Source organism: Bifidobacterium intestinale, assembly GCF_023656765.1.
GTDB lineage: Bacteria > Actinomycetota > Actinomycetes > Actinomycetales > Bifidobacteriaceae > Bifidobacterium > Bifidobacterium hominis.
Window position 1 is genome coordinate 371,015 of record NZ_JAMOKR010000001.1, and the last position, 17,675, is coordinate 388,689.

The 17,675-nt window shown below is 56.2% G+C and carries 17 protein-coding genes; 2 read left to right on the top strand and 15 right to left on the bottom strand.

Translation table 11 applies throughout. The features are described from left to right. Positions 1–174: 174 nt before the first annotated feature. The 5 genes from NBH13_RS01575 to aroC form a co-directional block, all read right to left on the bottom strand. Positions 175–1,857 carry a L,D-transpeptidase family protein gene (locus tag NBH13_RS01575; RefSeq protein WP_099595781.1) on the bottom strand — a complete coding sequence of 561 codons (1,683 nt, stop codon included), beginning with the start codon at positions 1,855–1,857 and terminating at the stop codon, positions 175–177. A 146-nt stretch (positions 1,858–2,003) separates the two neighbouring features. Then, on the bottom strand, positions 2,004–3,665 hold the full coding sequence (gene pyrG, locus NBH13_RS01580) for a CTP synthase (protein WP_099570649.1): 1,662 nt from the start codon (positions 3,663–3,665) through the stop codon (positions 2,004–2,006). A 407-nt stretch (positions 3,666–4,072) separates the two neighbouring features. Continuing rightward, a complete protein-coding gene (locus NBH13_RS01585; protein ID WP_250778603.1) occupies positions 4,073–4,522 on the bottom strand; it encodes a type II 3-dehydroquinate dehydratase in 450 nt (149 codons plus the stop codon). 18 nt (positions 4,523–4,540) lie between these two features. Next, positions 4,541–6,160, bottom strand: coding sequence for a bifunctional shikimate kinase/3-dehydroquinate synthase (locus tag NBH13_RS01590; protein ID WP_250778866.1), 1,620 nt, complete (start codon positions 6,158–6,160; stop codon positions 4,541–4,543). A gap of 17 nt (positions 6,161–6,177) precedes the next feature. Then, complete coding sequence (gene aroC, locus NBH13_RS01595; RefSeq protein ID WP_250778605.1) at positions 6,178–7,371, bottom strand: chorismate synthase; 1,194 nt, start codon at positions 7,369–7,371, stop codon at positions 6,178–6,180. Positions 7,372–7,418: 47 nt separating this feature from the next. Between aroC and NBH13_RS01600 the strand changes: the two genes are divergently transcribed. Continuing rightward, complete coding sequence (locus NBH13_RS01600; RefSeq protein ID WP_180753453.1) at positions 7,419–7,889, top strand: prepilin peptidase; 471 nt, start codon at positions 7,419–7,421, stop codon at positions 7,887–7,889. On the opposite strand, the gene mltG is transcribed toward NBH13_RS01600, so the two are convergent. The 6 genes from mltG to NBH13_RS01630 all read right to left on the bottom strand — a co-directional run bounded on the left by mltG (position 7,890) and on the right by NBH13_RS01630 (position 13,709). After that, positions 7,890–9,074: an endolytic transglycosylase MltG gene (gene mltG, locus NBH13_RS01605; RefSeq protein ID WP_099570653.1), complete on the bottom strand. Its 1,185-nt coding sequence runs from the start codon at positions 9,072–9,074 to the stop codon at positions 7,890–7,892. After that, the gene (gene ruvX, locus NBH13_RS01610) at positions 9,071–9,544 is read right to left on the bottom strand and encodes a Holliday junction resolvase RuvX (protein ID WP_099570654.1); all 474 of its coding nucleotides are present in this window, start codon (positions 9,542–9,544) and stop codon (positions 9,071–9,073) included. Before ruvX ends, mltG begins: the two co-directional genes overlap by 4 nt. A 10-nt stretch (positions 9,545–9,554) precedes the next feature. After that, positions 9,555–12,233 (bottom strand): alanine--tRNA ligase, encoded by a 2,679-nt coding sequence (gene alaS / locus NBH13_RS01615; RefSeq protein ID WP_144171281.1) that lies wholly within the window; start codon positions 12,231–12,233, stop codon positions 9,555–9,557. Between the two features lie 87 nt (positions 12,234–12,320). Further along, positions 12,321–12,557 (bottom strand): hypothetical protein, encoded by a 237-nt coding sequence (locus NBH13_RS01620; protein ID WP_099570656.1) that lies wholly within the window; start codon positions 12,555–12,557, stop codon positions 12,321–12,323. Then, the gene (locus NBH13_RS01625) at positions 12,557–12,946 is read right to left on the bottom strand and encodes a DUF948 domain-containing protein (protein WP_144166109.1); all 390 of its coding nucleotides are present in this window, start codon (positions 12,944–12,946) and stop codon (positions 12,557–12,559) included. Before NBH13_RS01625 ends, NBH13_RS01620 begins: the two co-directional genes overlap by 1 nt. Positions 12,947–13,034: 88 nt before the next feature. After that, positions 13,035–13,709, bottom strand: coding sequence for a histidine phosphatase family protein (locus NBH13_RS01630; protein ID WP_099570658.1), 675 nt, complete (start codon positions 13,707–13,709; stop codon positions 13,035–13,037). Between the two features lie 53 nt (positions 13,710–13,762). Here NBH13_RS01630 and NBH13_RS01635 point away from each other — a divergent pair, with 53 nt between their 5' ends. Beyond that, positions 13,763–14,128 (top strand): phage holin family protein, encoded by a 366-nt coding sequence (locus NBH13_RS01635; protein WP_144171283.1) that lies wholly within the window; start codon positions 13,763–13,765, stop codon positions 14,126–14,128. Positions 14,129–14,238: 110 nt separating this feature from the next. Here NBH13_RS01635 and rpsD read toward each other — a convergent pair whose 3' ends face one another. The 4 genes from rpsD to NBH13_RS01655 form a co-directional block, all read right to left on the bottom strand. After that, a complete protein-coding gene (gene rpsD, locus NBH13_RS01640; protein ID WP_099570659.1) occupies positions 14,239–14,865 on the bottom strand; it encodes a 30S ribosomal protein S4 in 627 nt (208 codons plus the stop codon). A gap of 278 nt (positions 14,866–15,143) precedes the next feature. Continuing rightward, positions 15,144–15,983: an ABC transporter ATP-binding protein gene (locus tag NBH13_RS01645; protein WP_502801754.1), complete on the bottom strand. Its 840-nt coding sequence runs from the start codon at positions 15,981–15,983 to the stop codon at positions 15,144–15,146. Further along, on the bottom strand, positions 15,980–17,194 hold the full coding sequence (locus NBH13_RS01650) for an ABC transporter permease (RefSeq protein WP_250778607.1): 1,215 nt from the start codon (positions 17,192–17,194) through the stop codon (positions 15,980–15,982). The genes NBH13_RS01645 and NBH13_RS01650 overlap by 4 nt, the downstream gene beginning before the upstream one ends. Before the next feature lie 7 nt (positions 17,195–17,201). Next, positions 17,202–17,600: a DUF4418 family protein gene (locus NBH13_RS01655; protein ID WP_250778609.1), complete on the bottom strand. Its 399-nt coding sequence runs from the start codon at positions 17,598–17,600 to the stop codon at positions 17,202–17,204. Positions 17,601–17,675: the final 75 nt, after the last annotated feature.

Genomic DNA, 17,675 nt, shown 5'->3' on the forward strand with positions numbered 1-17,675 from the left:
GCTGCCTCCAATCACTCGTTTGTACTTATGACAACCTAACAGAACGTGGGATGAAACACTAGCACCCCTTTCGCTATTCGGCAATGATTTGTCGTGATTTATCTTACATAGCGCAAAGGCGGAAGCCGAACATCAGTCTTCCGCCTTTGCGTCTTTCTGTCGATAGCCCGCGAATCAGGCCTGAACGTGAACCGTCGTTCCCATTAGGCACCAATTGTAGAACCATTCGGCCTGATCCCAGCCGACGCCGACGCAACCATGGGATGTGTTCTTCCCCATAGCTTGAATGCTGCTGTCGTTGAACGCGCTCTGGGTGGCGATGCGGTGAATCGCACATCCGGTCTTTGAGAAGTAGTTGACGAATCCAACATCCTTGACATCCCACTTCTCGGTGCTTCCGTTCGATAGGGTAAGCGAGCCACTCATGTTCTGAGATTGGTATTTGAGCCACACTTTGAAGTCGCCGTCAGGCGTACAGTTGTCGTAGGAGTTCGGATCGCAGTAGGTTGGCGTACACAAGTCGCCGCTCGGCTGGCACTGGCCCGTCTGATAATCGTTGCCCTGACCGGCAGACATATGCATGACACGGACGGTCTGCCCATTTTCAATGGCTGTAACGGTATGCGAAGACAAGCTGACCACCACGGTACGTGTGGTTTTTTTCTCATTCTGTGGGTCGCAAGTGCCTTGGATATTTACTGAATCAGAGCCTTTGGCAAACGCCTCAGCGGCATCACGGCCAACATTGGTGTCACCACCATCAGAAACGGTTATGCCATCATGCCCAGCTACATTGGTTTGCAGCACATCACCGACACTATTAACGATGACATCACCGTCAACTCGATCCGCATGGAAGTTCGATTTGATGGAATCATTATAGTATTGCTGCAATTTGTCCCCGTCGATGATCAAAGAGCCATTTCGGGTTTGATTATTGCCGAGCTTCTCACTATCCGGTCCAAGCGTGATGGCCGATGCGATGGACTGTGCGCCGAATTCCGCCACTTTATGGTCGCCGATTTTGATAGCCACCGGCTTCGCTATCCACGCGTCAGCAGAAGCCTTGGCCTCGTTGGCTTGGTCATCCGTGATGACGGGATCAGTAACCTTATTTTTGAGCGTCACCATTTGAGCGGTCTGCTTGCCGAAGGACTCAAGCACGTTCTTGGCTTCTTTGACGATATCCGTCACATCGATACCAGTCCCCTGTTGGCCTGGCGTCACATCGAAGGCGGTACCATCCGCGTTGAGCTGTAGCGACGGGTTGGTGGCGGACACGGACTGCACTCCCAACATGTCACCTACCGTCTGGGCACTGACTCGAGAATCGTCGAAAGACTCGACGTCGACATCCTCACGGGTCCAGAATGCATACTTCTGGAAAAAGGAATCGTTACGTTTCGCGTTCATCACATTTTCGGCGATGGACTCCGCGTCAATGGCGACGCCAAGATCCTTCAACGTGACTTTCTTACTCGTTCCCTCATAGGAAACGGGAACCGTCAATGATTCCGCCGTATCGGAAATCTCTTGGATGATATGATCTCGGGATTGTCCCGTCATGGACTTGCCCCAGAGCGTGACACCTGGCAACGCATGTGACTGGAAGAACCAGTATCCACCGCCGGACACGACACCGAGAAGAAGCATCACCGCGAGAACAATCCACAGCCACAACAGGTGGCGCTTCTTGCTGGCATTCACAGTCAACGCTGCGCCATCATCAATGGGATCGGCCGTTTCGGCAAACGAATCCAAGCTCACCTGCGAGATGACTTTTGGGTCATCGCCCATGTTTGGGAAGGCGAACTTACCGTTGCCGCTTTCCGGAGAATCCATATCGTTCAAGCTCATGCTCCCTCGTAAAGGTTTTTCATTACGAATACGTCTTGTTGGTAATTCAAGGCCAGGCCCCTATTATGCAACATGGTCATGAACTCCTTTGGACTCATGACCATGTTGCATATCGGGTTATCCGACGTTAATCACAATTCGTCGATTTAGCGCTCCTGCTGGTGGTCCAGAGCAGCCTTGACCAGACCTGCGAACAGCGGGTGCGGCTTGGTCGGGCGGGACTTGAACTCAGGATGAGCCTGAGTGGCCACATAGAACGGGTGCACTTCGCGAGGAAGCTCGACGAACTCGGTGAGTTCGCCGTCCGGGCTCTGGCCGGAAATGCGCAGACCCGCTTCACGCAGACGGTCCTTATATGCCACGTTCACTTCGTAACGGTGACGATGGCGCTCAGTGACATGCGTGGTGCCGTACAGTTCCGCAACGATGGAACCTTCTTCAAGCTCAGCAGGATAGGAGCCAAGACGCATGGTGTGTCCCATGTCACCATTGCCAGCGACGATGTCTTTCTGCTCCTCCATGGTTGCGATGACCGGGGTCGCACAATCGGGCTCGAACTCGGTGGAGTTCGCGTCCTCCAAGCCGAGGACGTGGCGGGCGTATTCGATGACCATGGACTGCAAGCCGAGGCACAGGCCGAGAGCCGGCAGCTTGTTCTCACGGGCGAACTTCAGGGCGCCGATCTTGCCGTCGATGCCACGGATGCCGAAGCCTCCGGGAACGACAATGCCGTCGACTTGGTCGAGCGCGGCGGCCGCACCCTCCTCGGTCTCGCACTTATCGGCGGCGACCCACTTGACGTTCACCTTGGCATAGTTGGCGAAACCACCGGCCTTGATGGCTTCGGTGACAGACAGGTAGGCATCCGGCAGATCGATGTACTTGCCGACGATGGCGATGTTCACCTCATGCTTCGGGTGGTGCACACGCTCCAGCAGGTCCTCCCACTCGTCCCAATCGACATCGTGGAACGGCAGGCCGAGTTCGCGCACGACATAGGCATCGAGGCCTTCGTCGAACAGGGTCTTCGGCACGTCGTAGATGCTCGGGGCGTCCACACAGTTGACCACGCCTTCGGAATCCACGTCGCACATCAGGGAGATCTTGTCCTTGATGGACTGGTTCAGCGGACGGTCGGAACGCAACACCAGGGCATCCGGGGAGATGCCGAGCTGACGCAGCATCATGACGGAGTGCTGGGTCGGCTTGGTCTTGAGCTCATGGGCGGCAGCAATGTACGGCACCAAGGAGACGTGCACGAACATGCAGTTTTCGGCGCCCAGATCGCGGCGGACCTCACGCGCGGCCTCCAAGAACGGCTGGGATTCGATGTCGCCGACGGTGCCACCGATTTCGGTGATGATCACGTCGACGTCATCGGACGCCTGCGCACGCATGCGGGACTTGATTTCGTTGGTGATGTGCGGGATGACCTGCACGCACTGTCCAAGGTATTCGCCGGCGCGTTCCTTGCGCAGCACTTCCTGATAGATCTGGCCGGTGGTGACGTTCGCCTTTTGGCTCAGATACACGTCAAGGAAACGCTCATAGTGGCCGATGTCGAGATCGGTTTCGGCGCCGTCCTCGGTGACATAGACTTCACCATGCTGGAACGGATTCATAGTGCCCGGATCAACGTTGATGTACGGATCGAGCTTCTGCTGCAAAACCTTGATGCCACGGCTACGAAGTAGGCGACCAAGGGAGGATGCGGTCAGGCCTTTGCCGAGAGAGGAAACAACGCCACCGGTGACAAAAATATGCTTGGTAACGTGCTCTTGAGAATTGCCATGTGTTCTTCTAACCATGGAACTTCAGTCTATCAGCGGCATAAGACGCGGCGTGTTTCTTCAATGCGAAAATGCGGGACCATCGTCTCTTCGATGATCCCGCCTAGCAAAAGTAGGAAATACAGTCAGTCAATCAGATTCAGTTCTTCTTTCTGTGGGAAGCCGCGAATGCGAATGCTATGTCAAAAGTCACCGTGGCCAATACGAAACCCGTGATGGCGGACCTGTCTTCGGGCTCTTCCAGCTGGAGTCGGCAGGCTTGCAGTAGATGGTGACGCTTCTATCATCCGGTAGTGTCTCGTCATCTTTCTGGTTCGCATCAGGATCGGACGGATCGGTGGCCCCGGTGGATGCCGGATGCCTACCGGAAAGCATCCGGCATGTATTGCGTTGCTTGGGCAGTCCCAATCAGAACTCGAAAAACGTTACTTAGCTTCCAGCAGGTGCGCGACGGCGGCCAAAGCGAGCTTGTATCCGTAGAAGCCCATGCCAGTGATAGTGCCGGTGGCGACCGGTGAAATCACGGAGCGTTTGCGAAACTCGTCGCGCGCGGACGGATTGGATATATGCACCTCCATCAGCGGCAGACCCTCGTCAATCACCATGTGGGCGGCGTCCGCAAGACCGTAGGAGTAATGGGTGAATGCGGCGGGGTTCATCACGATGGGCGTCTTCTCGTCGGCGGCCTGATGCATCCAGCCGATCATCTCGGCCTCGTCATCGCTCTGGCGGACCTCCACGTCAAGCCCGAGTTCCGAACCCCACTGCGTGCACAACTCGCGCAGGGTCTCAAGATCCTGCTTGCCGTACACGTCGGGCTGTCGCACGCCAAGACGACCGAGATTCGGTCCATTGACGACTACTACTTTAGTCATGTTCAAACTCCCCTGTTATTACTGCTGAATGCGGCGGAACGCCTCTTCGACGGCATCCGCGGGTGGATCCTCAAGATGAATCGGATGCCCAATCCTGTCAAGCACCACAAAACGAAGTTTGTTGCCGCGGGCCTTCTTGTCTCGATGCATTAAAGCGAGCACATCGTCCCACGTACCGTTGTTCCAAGACGTGGGCAAGCCCAGCGAGCCCAGCAGCGAACGATGGTAGTCCACAAGATCCTGATCGATGTATCCCAGAAGATGCGACAGTTCGGCCGCATACACGCATCCGACCGCCACCGCGTTGCCATGACGCCAACGGAAATGCTCAAGCTTTTCGATGGCATGGCCGAGAGTATGCCCATAGTTCAGGAATTCTCGCAGTCCCGCCTCCTTAAGATCGGCGGACACATGGTAGGCCTTCACGCTCACGGTATGTTCGATCAGCTCCGCGACCACATCCTTCAAATCGGAATCCAGGAACGTCGACCCGTCGAAGGCACGCAGTTCATCGGCATAATCCTCGAGAATCTGCAGAATTTCCGGATCCATGATGAAACCGGACTTGACGACCTCACCCAAACCCTCGATGAAAATGTCGTTCGGCAACGATGTGAGCGACTTCAGGTCGGCGAGCACTCCGGCCGGAGTGTAGAACGAACCGACCAGATTCTTTCCCTGCGGCGTATTGATGCCAGTTTTGCCACCGGTCGAAGCGTCAACCATGGCAAGCAGCGATGTCGGGCAGTTCACATAGCGAATGCCACGCATCCATGTGGCTGCCACAAAACCAGCCAAATCGGTTGCCGCTCCACCGCCAAGGCCGACGATCGCATCGGAACGGGTGAAACCCTCATCGCCCAAACGCTGCCAAATACCGTTGGCTACCTCGATGGTCTTTCCAGCCTCCGCATCGGGAATGATAATGTCGTACGCATCATAGCCCGCCTGCCGAAGCAGCGTGCGCGCACGATCCGAATGACGCTGCACCGGCTGTGTGTGGATAAGCGCCACCTTGACGGGCTTGCTGCCCAAAACCTGTGCAAGCTGTCCCATCACACCCTCGCCGATACGAACATCGTACGGTTCGATGGTGGAACCGGTGACATGTACTATACGTTGATCAATCATTTCCATCAGCTTTCTCGCAGCCGCCTGCGGAGACTGGCCGCGTGTGCCCACATGCACGTTCGCCACGCGCCTGAACACCGGATCACGTTCCTTATAAAGTTTCTTCCAACGCATATTGGCATCGCCGTTGAGCATCGGACGACCTCCACCACGATTCGCGCGCTCCATGGCCTCTTCCGGATCAGCCATCAAATACACGACCTTGCCACCAGACGCAACGTATCTCGCCAATCCCTCCTGGATGGAAGGTGTCATCGGCGCGCCCCCGCCCAAGGAAAAGATGCCATCGAAATCCTCAAGCATGTCAAGCACAACATCGCTTTCCAGCTCACGAAATTCCGGCTCGCCGTACTTTTCGAAATATTCGGGGATTCGCATTCCCGCATCATGTTCGATCTCATTATCGGCATCGGCAAACGGCAGATTCATCATCCGCGCCACTTCCTTGCCGACACGTGTTTTGCCCGCGCCCATCATGCCGATGATCACGGCGACAGGCCTGCGCATACCAGCCATGAAACGAATCACCTCATATGCTCAGGCCAGGAGGCAATGTACTGTTCGGCATTGCGCTTGGTCTCGGCAACGCAGTCGCCGCCGAACTTCTCAAGCACATACTGCGCGATGGTCAGACGCACCATTGCCTCGGCCACAACCGCGGCCGCCGGAACCGCGGTGTTGTCGGAACGCTGGTTGATGGCCTGCGCCGGTTCGCCTGTAGTCACATCAACGGTTCGCAACGCCTTCGGAATGGACGGAATTGGCTTCATGGCCGCACGCACCACGATCGGCTGGCCATTCGACATGCCACCCTCGATACCACCGGCACGGTTACTCAGACGGGAGATACGACCGTCCTCGCCCACCACCATCTCATCATGGGCCTGAGAACCAGGACGCATGGCTTCAAGGAAACCGTCACCGATTTCCACACCCTTGATGGCCTGAATGCCCATCACGGCGCTTGCCAAAGCCGCATCAAGACGGCGATCCGACTCGACATAGGTACCGACGCCCGCAGGAACGCCGTACACCACGACCTCAATCACACCGCCCAACGTGTCGGCGTTCTCTTTCGCCTCATCGATGCGGGCGATCATCTGCTTTTCCACTTCCTTGTCAAGCGTACGTACCGGAGAGGCATCCAATGCTTCAAGGTCCTCCGGCTTAGGAAGCGTGACCTGCTGCGGATCGGTAATGCCCGCGCCGCCGATGGAGAGCACATGTGAAACGGTGCGGATGCCGAATGTCTGCTCCAGGAACTGCTTGGCAACCTCGCCCAGCGCCACACGAGAAGCCGTCTCGCGTGCGGAAGAACGTTCCAGCACCGGACGAGCGTCATCAAAACCGTATTTGCGCATGCCAGTCAGGTCAGCATGCCCCGGGCGCGGGCGGGACAGCGGGGCATTGCGCCCCTCACGAGCAATCTCATGATCAAGCGGATCGGCGCTCATCACTTCGGTCCACTTCGGCCACTCGGTGTTGGCGATCTCAATGGCCACCGGAGAGCCGATGGTCTCACCGAAACGCACGCCGGTAAGCATACGAACCTTGTCCTGCTCGAACTTCATACGTGCGCCACGGCCATATCCAAGACGACGACGCGCCAACGCGCCGACAATATCCTCCGTAGTGACGTGGACGCCCGCAGGCAGCCCCTCGATCATGGCGACAAGCGCCTCGCCGTGCGATTCACCTGCTGTCTGCCAGCGCAACATGCCAACTCCTTTTCTTCCGAATGCAACTAGTGGACTATCTTAACGGTATGTGGTACATGATTTGCCTGCCGAGTCTGCTCTGTGGACTAGCCGTCAGCGTTGAAGACATCCGTTCACGTCGCATCCCGCGCACATGGGTCGCCGCAGGATGCGTAGTGCAGATTATCGTAAACCTCATATACGCGCTCTATGCCAACGCACTATTCTTGGCGCTGCAGGCACTGCTCTTCGCCGCGCTGTCGGCGGCGCTGCAATGCGCTCTTGCTTTAGTGAAACCCGGCTCGTTGGGATTTGGCGACGTCACGACCACGTTGCTTATGGGTTTGGCCGTCGGCATGTTCGGTCTGTTCGCCGTAGTGTCTTGGTGGCTTGCCGTCGGCGTGGTCGGCTTGTGCTGGATTGCCCTATGGACACGTTTTGATCCGCAAAAGCATACTTCTTACGCCGGTAGAACGCCATTCGCCCCGGCGATTGTGGCGACCGGGGCGATAGGCATTGCAGTTGGCGTTATGTTCTGATCAGTTCGCGTTTTCGTTGTTGTTCTTATACTCGTCGCGAATCTTCCAGAACTCGTCTTCCGTTTCGACGAATTTTGTTTCGCCGGTTTGCAGATTGGTGGTGACGAAATACATCCACTTGCCTTCCGGAGGATTGATGGATGCCTTGATGGCGTCGTCTCCCGGATTGCTGATTGGCGTAGGCGTCAGCCCCTTGTGAATGCGGGTATTGTACGGATTGCTGTCATCGTTCAGCTGGTCATCGGTAAGACGGCTCGCGGAAATGCCTAGACCATAGGCGACAGTCGTGTCCATACCGAGTGCCATGTCACTGTCGATACGGTTGAGAATAACCCTTGCGACCTGCCCGTAGTATCTGTCACTGCCCACTTCAGATTCAGCAATGGACGCGATGATCAAAATGCTTTCACGTTCGCTGCCGGTTGGCACACCCAAATCATCCAACTTGGCGATGCGCGCATCGACCATGCTCTTGATAATATCCTTAGCGGACTTGTTCTGCGCATTGTAGGCGCCAGGCTCAAGCCAGCCTTCGAATTTGCCACCGGCTTCTTCAGGAAGGATTCCCGATCCCCCACCATCTATGATGGCTTGGAATTCCGAAACATCTATGCCCGATGCCTGTGCCGCATTCGCGATGACATCAGACACGCGCTCACCGGCCTTGACTTCGGCGAAGCCTCCGGCCTTGCTTTGGTCAGACAAAATCTTGACCACGTCGGATGCCTTCATATGTGTCTTCAAAGCGTACGATCCCGGATACAACGTGGCCGAGGCCCCGCTTACCGCAGAAGTAAACGCGGCAGCGGACTTGACGATCTTCGCTTTGACAAGGTTCTCAGCGATTTCAGCGGGGCCTTGGCCGGATTCTACGGTAAAGGTCACTTCCTTATCGCCTGATCCCGTGTAATCCTCGATTTGGCTCTGCGAATTCGCTTCGTTCGCGGCCTTCCAATGTTTCAACGCACGTACTCCGAAGAATACGCCGACACCGATCAGAACAACTACCACAAGTGAGGCAATAATCGTGAGGTACAGACGACGACGCTTTTGTTTTCTGCGACGACGCATGTCCCTACGCGATTTCGGCGGCTGCGGAGGCATTGCCGAGTTGAAGGATGTGCTATCCGACGAATCCACCCATTGCGCGTTATCGGAGAAAAAATCATCGAGATTATCGGTCACAGGTCTCTCTCCTCTTGCCTCTCTCTTCTATCGATTGCTGTCTGCAGTATCACCACCGCTGACTGTTGATCGACCATCGGACGATGCCCACGTCCACCGATTTGCGCATCGAACAGCTGATGATGCGCAGTCACCGTGGTCAGTCGCTCGTCAACCAATTCGATAGTTGGAACTTGCGTCAACGAGTATTCATCATCCTCCACCGCGGCGCGCAGTCTTCTCTCAAGGTTAACAGTCCACCGACGTGCCTTCTTCGCGCTTCTGCCTTCTTCTCCGCTTAGCAGCAACGGCAACCCGACTACCACATGGTCGACTGATTCGTCTTCGATGACGTCAACGACCTCATCCAATGCGCGAAATGAATCCCCGTAGACTTGAATGTTGCCTGCAGGGTGTGCGAGGGTGATGCCGGGGTCAGACAATGCGAGTCCGACCCTAGCATCACCCAAATCAATGCCAAGCCAAACCATGCTTGGTGGCTCAGCCCTTCATGGCCTGGTGGGCCAAAGCTTCGAGAGCCTCGTCAATCTTGGTGGCGTCCGCGCCGCCACCCTGAGCGAAGTCCGGCTTGCCGCCGCCACCGCCGCCGAGAATCTTGGATGCGCCTCGAACGAGATCTCCCGCCTTGATACCCTGCTTGCGTGCGGCCTCATTGGTGGCCACGGCAACCATAGGCTTGCCTTCCTCATTCACGCCGGCGAGGGCCACCACGACCGGGGTTTCCTCACCGAGCTGGCCACGGACGTCAAGCACGGTCTTGCGCAGCGCATCGAAGGAACCGAAATGCTCGACGTTCTTCGCGGCCACCTTGACCGGAGTCTGAGAAGCCTTGGCCTCAGCAACCAGAGCCGGAACGGAAGCCGAAAGCTGGGATTCATACATAGCTGCAAGACGACGATCGGATTCCTTAAGCTTGGCAAGCAACGCGTTCACGCGGTCTGCCAGCTCATCCGGACGGGCGTTAACCATGTCGGAAAGCTGTGACACCAACGCATGCTCGCGAGCGTTGAACTCGTAAGCGCTTTCGCCTACGACCGCATCGACACGGCGCACTCCGGAACCGATGGAAGCTTCGGACATGATGTTGACCGCGCCGATCTTACCTACATGATCAACGTGGGTACCGCCGCAGAGCTCACGGCTCCAGCCATCTTCGCCAATGGAAACCACACGCACGACGTCGCCATACTTCTCTCCGAACAGGTGCATGGCACCCAGGGCGATGGCATCATCGAACTTCATTTCCTGAGTGGTGACGGCGAGGTTTTCGCGCAGCTTCTCGTTGACACGAGCTTCCACGGAGTTCATCGCATCCTTGCTCGGAGCGCTGGACCACTGGAAGTCGAAGCGCAGACGGTTCGGCGCATCTTCGGAACCGCGCTGGGTGGCCTGAGGGCCAAGCTCTTCACGCAGCGCCTTGTGCACCATGTGGGTGGCGGTATGCGAGCGGGCGATGGCACCACGGCGATCAAGATCGATGTTGGCGTTGACCTCGGCACCGACAACCAGCGTGCCTTCGGTCAGACGGCACTGGTGCACGATGAGATCCTTGATCGGCTTCTGCACGTCGTCGACCTCGAGCACAGCGCCATCATCGGAGAGAATCTCACCCTGATCGGCGAGCTGGCCACCGGCCTGCGCGTAGAACGGGGTACGGTCGAGAATGACTTCGACATTGGCCGGACCGGTGACTGCGGGAACGGAGCCCTTGCCTTCCTGCATGATGCCCAGCACCTTGGCGCGCGCGGACATGTCGGTGTAACCGAGGAAGTCGATGGGCTGAACCAGCGTCTTCTTGAAATCGTCGTAGACGGAAAGATCCACGTTGTGGCGCTTCTTAAGAGCATCGGCACGTGCGCGGCTCTTCTGCTCGGCCATAAGCTCGCGGAACTTGGCCTCATCGACCTTGACGCCCTGATCTGCGGCCATTTCGAGGGTGATCTCGATCGGGAAGCCATAGGTGTCGTGCAGCTTGAACGCATCTTCGCCGGAAACGGCGTCGGATCCGGATTCCTTGGCCTTTGCCACAGCGAGATCAAAGATTTCGGTACCGGATTCCAACGTGCGGCGGAAAGCATCCTCCTCGCCGTAAGCCGCCTCGGACACATCGTGGAAAGTGTTATTAAGTTCCGGATAGCTCGGCTCCATAGCCGCCTTGGAAGTCGGCAACAGGGTCGGCATGACCGGACCGGTCACACCGAGTTCGCGCATGGCCTTGACGGTACGGCGCAGCAGTCGGCGCAGCACATAGCCACGACCGTTGTTGGATGGGCGCACGCCGTCAGACATGATCATCAAGGCGGAGCGCACGTGGTCGGCCACGATGCGGAAGCGCACGTCCATGGCTTCGTCATCGCCATACGTACGGCCAGACAGCTTCTGGGCTGCTTCAATGACCGGGAAGACCTCGTCGGTCTCATAAATGTTCTGCTTGCCCTGCATCAGATAGGCAAGACGTTCCAGACCAGCGCCGGTATCGATATTCTTGTTCTCAAGTTCGCCCACGATATGCAGGTCGGTTTTGGATTTGACATTATCGACCTCGTAGTTTTCGAACACGAGATCCCAAATTTCAATGTAGCGGTTCTCGTCGGCGATCGGGCCGCCTTCCACACCGTATTCCGGCCCACGGTCCACGTAGATTTCGGAGCACGGGCCGCCGGGGCCAGGGCCACCGGTCGTCCAGAAGTTGTCTTCCATGCCCATGATCTGGATGTGTTCGGGGTCAACACCCTCGTTCTTCCACATCGAGCGGGCTTCCTCATCGTCGGTGAAGGTGGTCATCCACAGTTTCTCCGGATCGAAACCGTAGCCGCCCTTGTCTTGCGGGGTGGTCAGCAACTCATACGCATAGTGGATGGCTTCTTCCTTGAAGTAATCGCCAAAGGAGAAATTGCCCAGCATCTGGAAGAAGGTACCGTGGCGGGTGGTTTTGCCGACCTCGTCGATATCCAAAGTACGCACGCACTTCTGATTGGAAGCCATGCGGCTCTTCGGCGGAGTCTGCTCGCCCATGAGGTAAGGAATGAACGGGACCATGCCTGCAATGGTGAACAGGGTGGTCGGGTTCGGAGAGATCAGCGACGCCGAAGGCACGATAAGATGACCGTGCTTTTCGAAATAATCAAGATAGCGCTTCGCGATTTCAGAAGTGCGCATTTGAGATTGAGCTCCTTTTTTGCTGGAAGGCCTAATGCCTTCCAAAGAATTCGTGATTGTTGTCTGAACTTGTATCACGCTGAAGAATCAGCTGATCTTGCTCGCATATTTGGTGTTAAGTTCAGCTTCGCGGGCTCGTCGTGCTTCGTCGAACTCATTGAACAAGGCTTCAAGGGTACGTACGGCCACATGATCTTGGTCTGGCCCAAACAGGAACTGCCGGGCCGCGTCAGGAGTGTTGGCCTTGACGTATGCCTGTGCCTTGGTCACGGCCACAGCACCAATGCCCACACCGATGGAAATCCAGAAGAGACGCTTGAACATCACTCCCCCTTGTTGCTTGCTGCACTGTTGATGTTCTTCTTGTTCACGAAGGACTGCGCAGTGGTTTTCAGGGCATATACCGCAGAAGCGACCTTGATGACCGGCTTGCCGAGGAACGATCCATACAGATCGGTCAGCGCACCGACATTATTGGCCGTCGTGGAAGCCGCGGCGGAGATTTTGTTGACGTCTTCCAACGATTTGTTGACTTGTTGGACGGTGGTCACACTTTCGTCAAGCGCAGGAATCGCATGATCCCCCGTATCTTTGACGGTCTTGGCGATCTGGTCGAACAGCTTACCGAGACGAATCAACGGGTAGATCATGAAACCGGCAAGAATCGCAAAAGCGATTGCCGCAATCAGACCGGCTATTTCTCCAACACCCATCTTGAACCTCTTTTCAGTCCCACGGTTGCCCGCGAACACAATACCCGCATAACAGTAGTAAAAAGCCCCGACCTAAGGCAAGTTATGTTCACTGGTTGTATGAAACGACGCTTACCGCTTCTTCGATGGGTTTCGTCGTGTCGAAGTCAAGAACGGTCACCGATCCATTGGCCGGACGTTCACTCAAATCGTATCCTTCCGGAGCAAAACGGTGCATAAGGCTCAGCAGCGTATTGCCGTGGGAGATCTGCAGCACATCATCGCCGTCCTTCAGCATGGGATTGGAGGCGATCAAAGCAAAACCATCTTCGACCCTCGCCCAATACTCGGCATCGGATTCGGCGTCGTGGAACGGATCAGCCTCTTTGAGGAAGTCACGCGTCGCACCAAGGCCGTACTTTTCAACGATGTCATTGTAGTTCTTCGCACCGTGAGGGCCTCCAGCGGCGGTCCACGCCACGCCCATATCCTGCCCTTCGAAATAGCCGTAGAACTGTTCACGGAAATGCATGTCGCTCATCAATTGAGGGCGAACGTGGCCGGACGCTTCGTTCACATCGAGAATACGCTGGGCAGTCATCTGCGCACGCGTGGTGTCGGAGCAATATGCCGCGGCAAAATCGAAATCCTTCAATTTGTTTGCGGCTTTGTCTGCGTCGGCGATGCCGGATTTCGTCAATGGAGAATTCGACCAACCCTGCAGCCTGTTATATCGGTTGAAAAACGTCTGCCCATGTCGGACGAGATGAAGATGAAGCAACATAGGCTCCATGTTACCCTCACGGTTTGAGCAAATTCGTGCTATACGATGTTGTTATGGGTCGTTTTATTTCTCGTTGGCTAATTCTTACCGTCGCGGCAGGCATTATGGTCGCGGTTCTCCCCGGCATGCATGCCATCGGAGAGCCTCCTGTGCTTGGCATTGCTGCGTTCGCTTTGTTCATGGCGCTGATCAACGCTTCCATCAAGCCGATCATCCATATCATCGCATTGCCGTTGTCGATCGTTTCGTTCGGATTGGTCGCATTGGTGATCAACTGGCTGTTCATGCAGCTCGCATCATGGTTGGCGCTGTCGTTCTTCTCTGTGGGCGTCACTATTGACGGATTCGTATGGTCTGTACTCGGCTCTCTTGTCATGACGATTGTCAGTGGCATTGTAGGCGGCATCATCGGCGACTAGGTGTTGACAGTTACGTTCACTAGATAGCGAAGAGCCTCGCAATCGTCAGGATTGCGAGGCTCTTGCTGTATGTCCTTATACTGTATGTTCTTACAGTATGTAGATCCAGATCAGCGGGCGTAGAATTCGACCACGTACTGGATGTTGACCTGCACCGGGATCTCCTCGGCTTCAGGCTTGCGAGTCAGGGTGGCCTTCAGAGAAGGCAGGTTGACGTCCAGGTAGCCCGGAACCGCCGGCAGCACATCGCGGTGCACGCCTTCGGCAGCGGTCTGGAACGGAACCATGGTCTGGCTCTTGGCCTTGACCTGAATGGTCTGGCCAGGCTTGACGCGGTAGGACGGGCGGTCGACGATGTTGCCGTCAACGAGGATGTGGCGGTGGACCACGAACTGACGAGCCTGGGCGGTGGTGCGGGCGAAGCCTGCACGCAGAACCAGAGCGTCAAGACGGGTCTCGAGGTCGGTCAGCATGGCGTTACCGGTCTGGCCGGCGGTGTGGGTGCCCTTCTCGTAAGCGGCGCGAAGCTGCTTCTCGGAGATGCCATACTGAGCGCGAAGACGCTGCTTTTCGCGCAGACGCACTGCGTAATCGGACTCAGTGCGACGGCGGGTGCGACCGTGCTCACCCGGAGCATACGGACGCTTTTCGAAAATGCGCTGAGCCTTAGGGGTCAGTGCGATGCCGAGGGCGCGGGAAAGACGCACCTGGCGGCGAGAACGCTGAACGTTCGTCATTGGTTTAATCCTTTGTTTGTTCTGTCGTTGTCTGAACGGAACGCAAACCGGTTTCCCGATATGCGCTGAGCCAGCCTCTCCAGTGCTTCTTCGTGCAGAACACGAACGGCTTGAACACGTGCCGTAGTACAGCTCGTATCGGCCGCCGACCCACTGATGGGCTAAGACTCCAGACGGCATGTCCCTTGCGGGCGCACACCAATCATTAATAATACACATGAGGGCGGGACGAGCTTGCCGTTCCGCCCTCTTCGGCATGTCACGTCGCCATTTCGACGCTATGCCTCAGACAGTACGCCCCTGTCCATGCGGTAAGTTCGATCCACATATGCGAGCGCATCCGGATCATGGGTGACCATGAGTACGGCCGTACCGTCTTTGGCGACTTCCTGCAGTAGCCTCATAACGATGGCGGTGCTTTCGGCGTCCAAATCGCCGGTGGGCTCATCGGCAATCAATAGTTTCGGACCGTTCATCAAAGCTCGTGCTATGCTGACACGTCTCATTTCGCCACCGGAAAGTTCTTTCGGATAGCATTCCGCCAAGTCATCGACCTGTAGCCGGCGCAACAACGCGTGCGCACGTTCCACGGCATGATCCTGAACGAGATTGTTTTGCGCTTTTGCCGCCGGAACTGCCGCAATGACATCCGGGAGTCCGTCATCGACCGTCTGTTCGGAAGACGAATCAGAAGCGTTCTCTTCCGTCACTTGTAAATAGTGAGGATCTGCAAGCATCCGGGTATCGCACTGCTCTGTTTTGCCGTTCTGCAGTACGGAAGGAAGAATCACATTGTCAAGTGCCGTAAGATTCTGCAGCAGCGTCTGGCTTTGCGTGACGAAACCGATGGTGCGATTGCGCACGATCGACATTTGCCTGTCATTCAGCCGCGTCACGTCGTTACCGTCCAAATCGATGGATCCGGACGTGGGTTTGAGCAGGCCGGTTATAAGATTCAGCAACGTGCTTTTACCATTGCCGGAACGTCCGACGATCGCTACGAATTCGCCTTGATTTAAGGTGAAATCGACATGATCCACAGCCGCGAACGGTTTGCCGCGACGTGTGAACTCGCGAGTGAGCTCTTTTACTTCGAGAACCGTGTTTTCCGTCATCATTCACCTTCTCTCAAAGTCAGATAGGTTTCGGGAGCGGAGAGTTTCACCGCCGTCGCCGCGGAGGCGAGTAGTCCGGTAAGCACTGCGAACACGAAACTCACTGCGATCAATGCCAACACATTCCATATGTTGGTTTGCAGATACGGCAACTGCAACTGCTGTCCGATAAGCGTGCTGAACGGGAAAATCGCAAGCGATGCGACCGCAATGCCAACGACTCCGCCCAAAGCTCCAATCATGGCCGATTCCTTCACAATGATGCCGACCAAAGTGGAACGATTGGCGCCAAGAATGCGATACGCGGCGAATTCACGCTTACGTTCGTTCATGGCGGACGAGAACACCGCAAGCAGCACAATCAGACCCATAATCCAGAACACCGCGACGAAAAGGGTCACGTAGCGAATAATCACGTTCAGATTGGATTTCGTGGTAGCCGTAATACCGCCCGGATACACGTATCCGAGGCTTTTGATTCCGGTCGTTTTGGTGATGTTCGAAGCGACCTGCTGAGCGGAATAACCGTCTTTGACCTTGATGAGCACTGCGGAAACGGCTTTGTCGGCGTATTCTTCCGGAATGGCGGCATGACCCACCTTGGCGGAATAGCCGACCACGTCGGGAACGGTCTGCATGTTCACGAATACGGAATTGTCGAGTGACGTACCCGTGTTGGCAAGTTGCGCCGCCACTGGGAATTCGTGCCCGTACAGTTTGACCGTGTTATTGCCCGACACGCTGATGCTGGCTCCGGCAACGATCTGACCGCGCTGGAGCGTGCCGTCGAACTGCGATGCGATCCAAGGGGTGATTACGAAGTCGGTATCGGGATTGAATCCGATGATCTGCACTTTTTCGTCGCAGCATGCGGCGGCCAGCGATGAGATATAGGTTTGTTCCGTGATTTCGTCGATGCCGTCGGCTTTCGCCACTTCATCGGTGATGTCTTTGGTGAAGTAGAACGTGCTTGCTGATCCATTGGTCAGCAACGCCTCGGCCTCGTTTTTGGTGTTTTGCGGCGTGACCATAAGATCGGCGCCCATACGTTCCTGCATGCTGTTCAAACCAGCTTCGAGGTTCATGGACAGCAGCGAACCTCCATAAAAGGCCACGGTAAGCATGGTGACGACGATGGCAAGCGCTGCCGTGCGGAACGGTTTGCGCTTGAGGTTGACCAGCGGCAAACCGGCGAGGGTGATGTGATTCGGCATCGTAGGATCAGACGCGCTTTGCCGGCTTGAGATCAAGATACGCAGCGATTGCCGCGAGCACGGCCAACAGCACGCCAAGCACTATCAGCGTCGGCAAGGTGACCATATGGCAGTGCATCATGGCACCCTTGCACACGCCGATAAGCACGGTCGGCACAGTGATGGTCAGCACGCCAAGCACGGCATTGGCAATGTCAAGGCCGGCACGGGTCTGATCGGAAACGAACAGCCCTGCGACGCCAAGCACCGCAATCACAATGCCGATGCCGAGCGCAGCCTGAGCCGTGTAATGGCATGCCATCGGCATTTCTTTGACCGCGCACACGTGGGCGAAGGTCTGTGGCGCGACGGCCACCAAAGCACCAAGCAGAATCTGCGAAATACCGGCATACAGTTTCTTATTCATGATCTTCCTCTCAAAAAAGACAACATCGCCGATTATCGCAGGGTCCTTTTGAAAAAGAAAGCCTTGTTTTTTCTT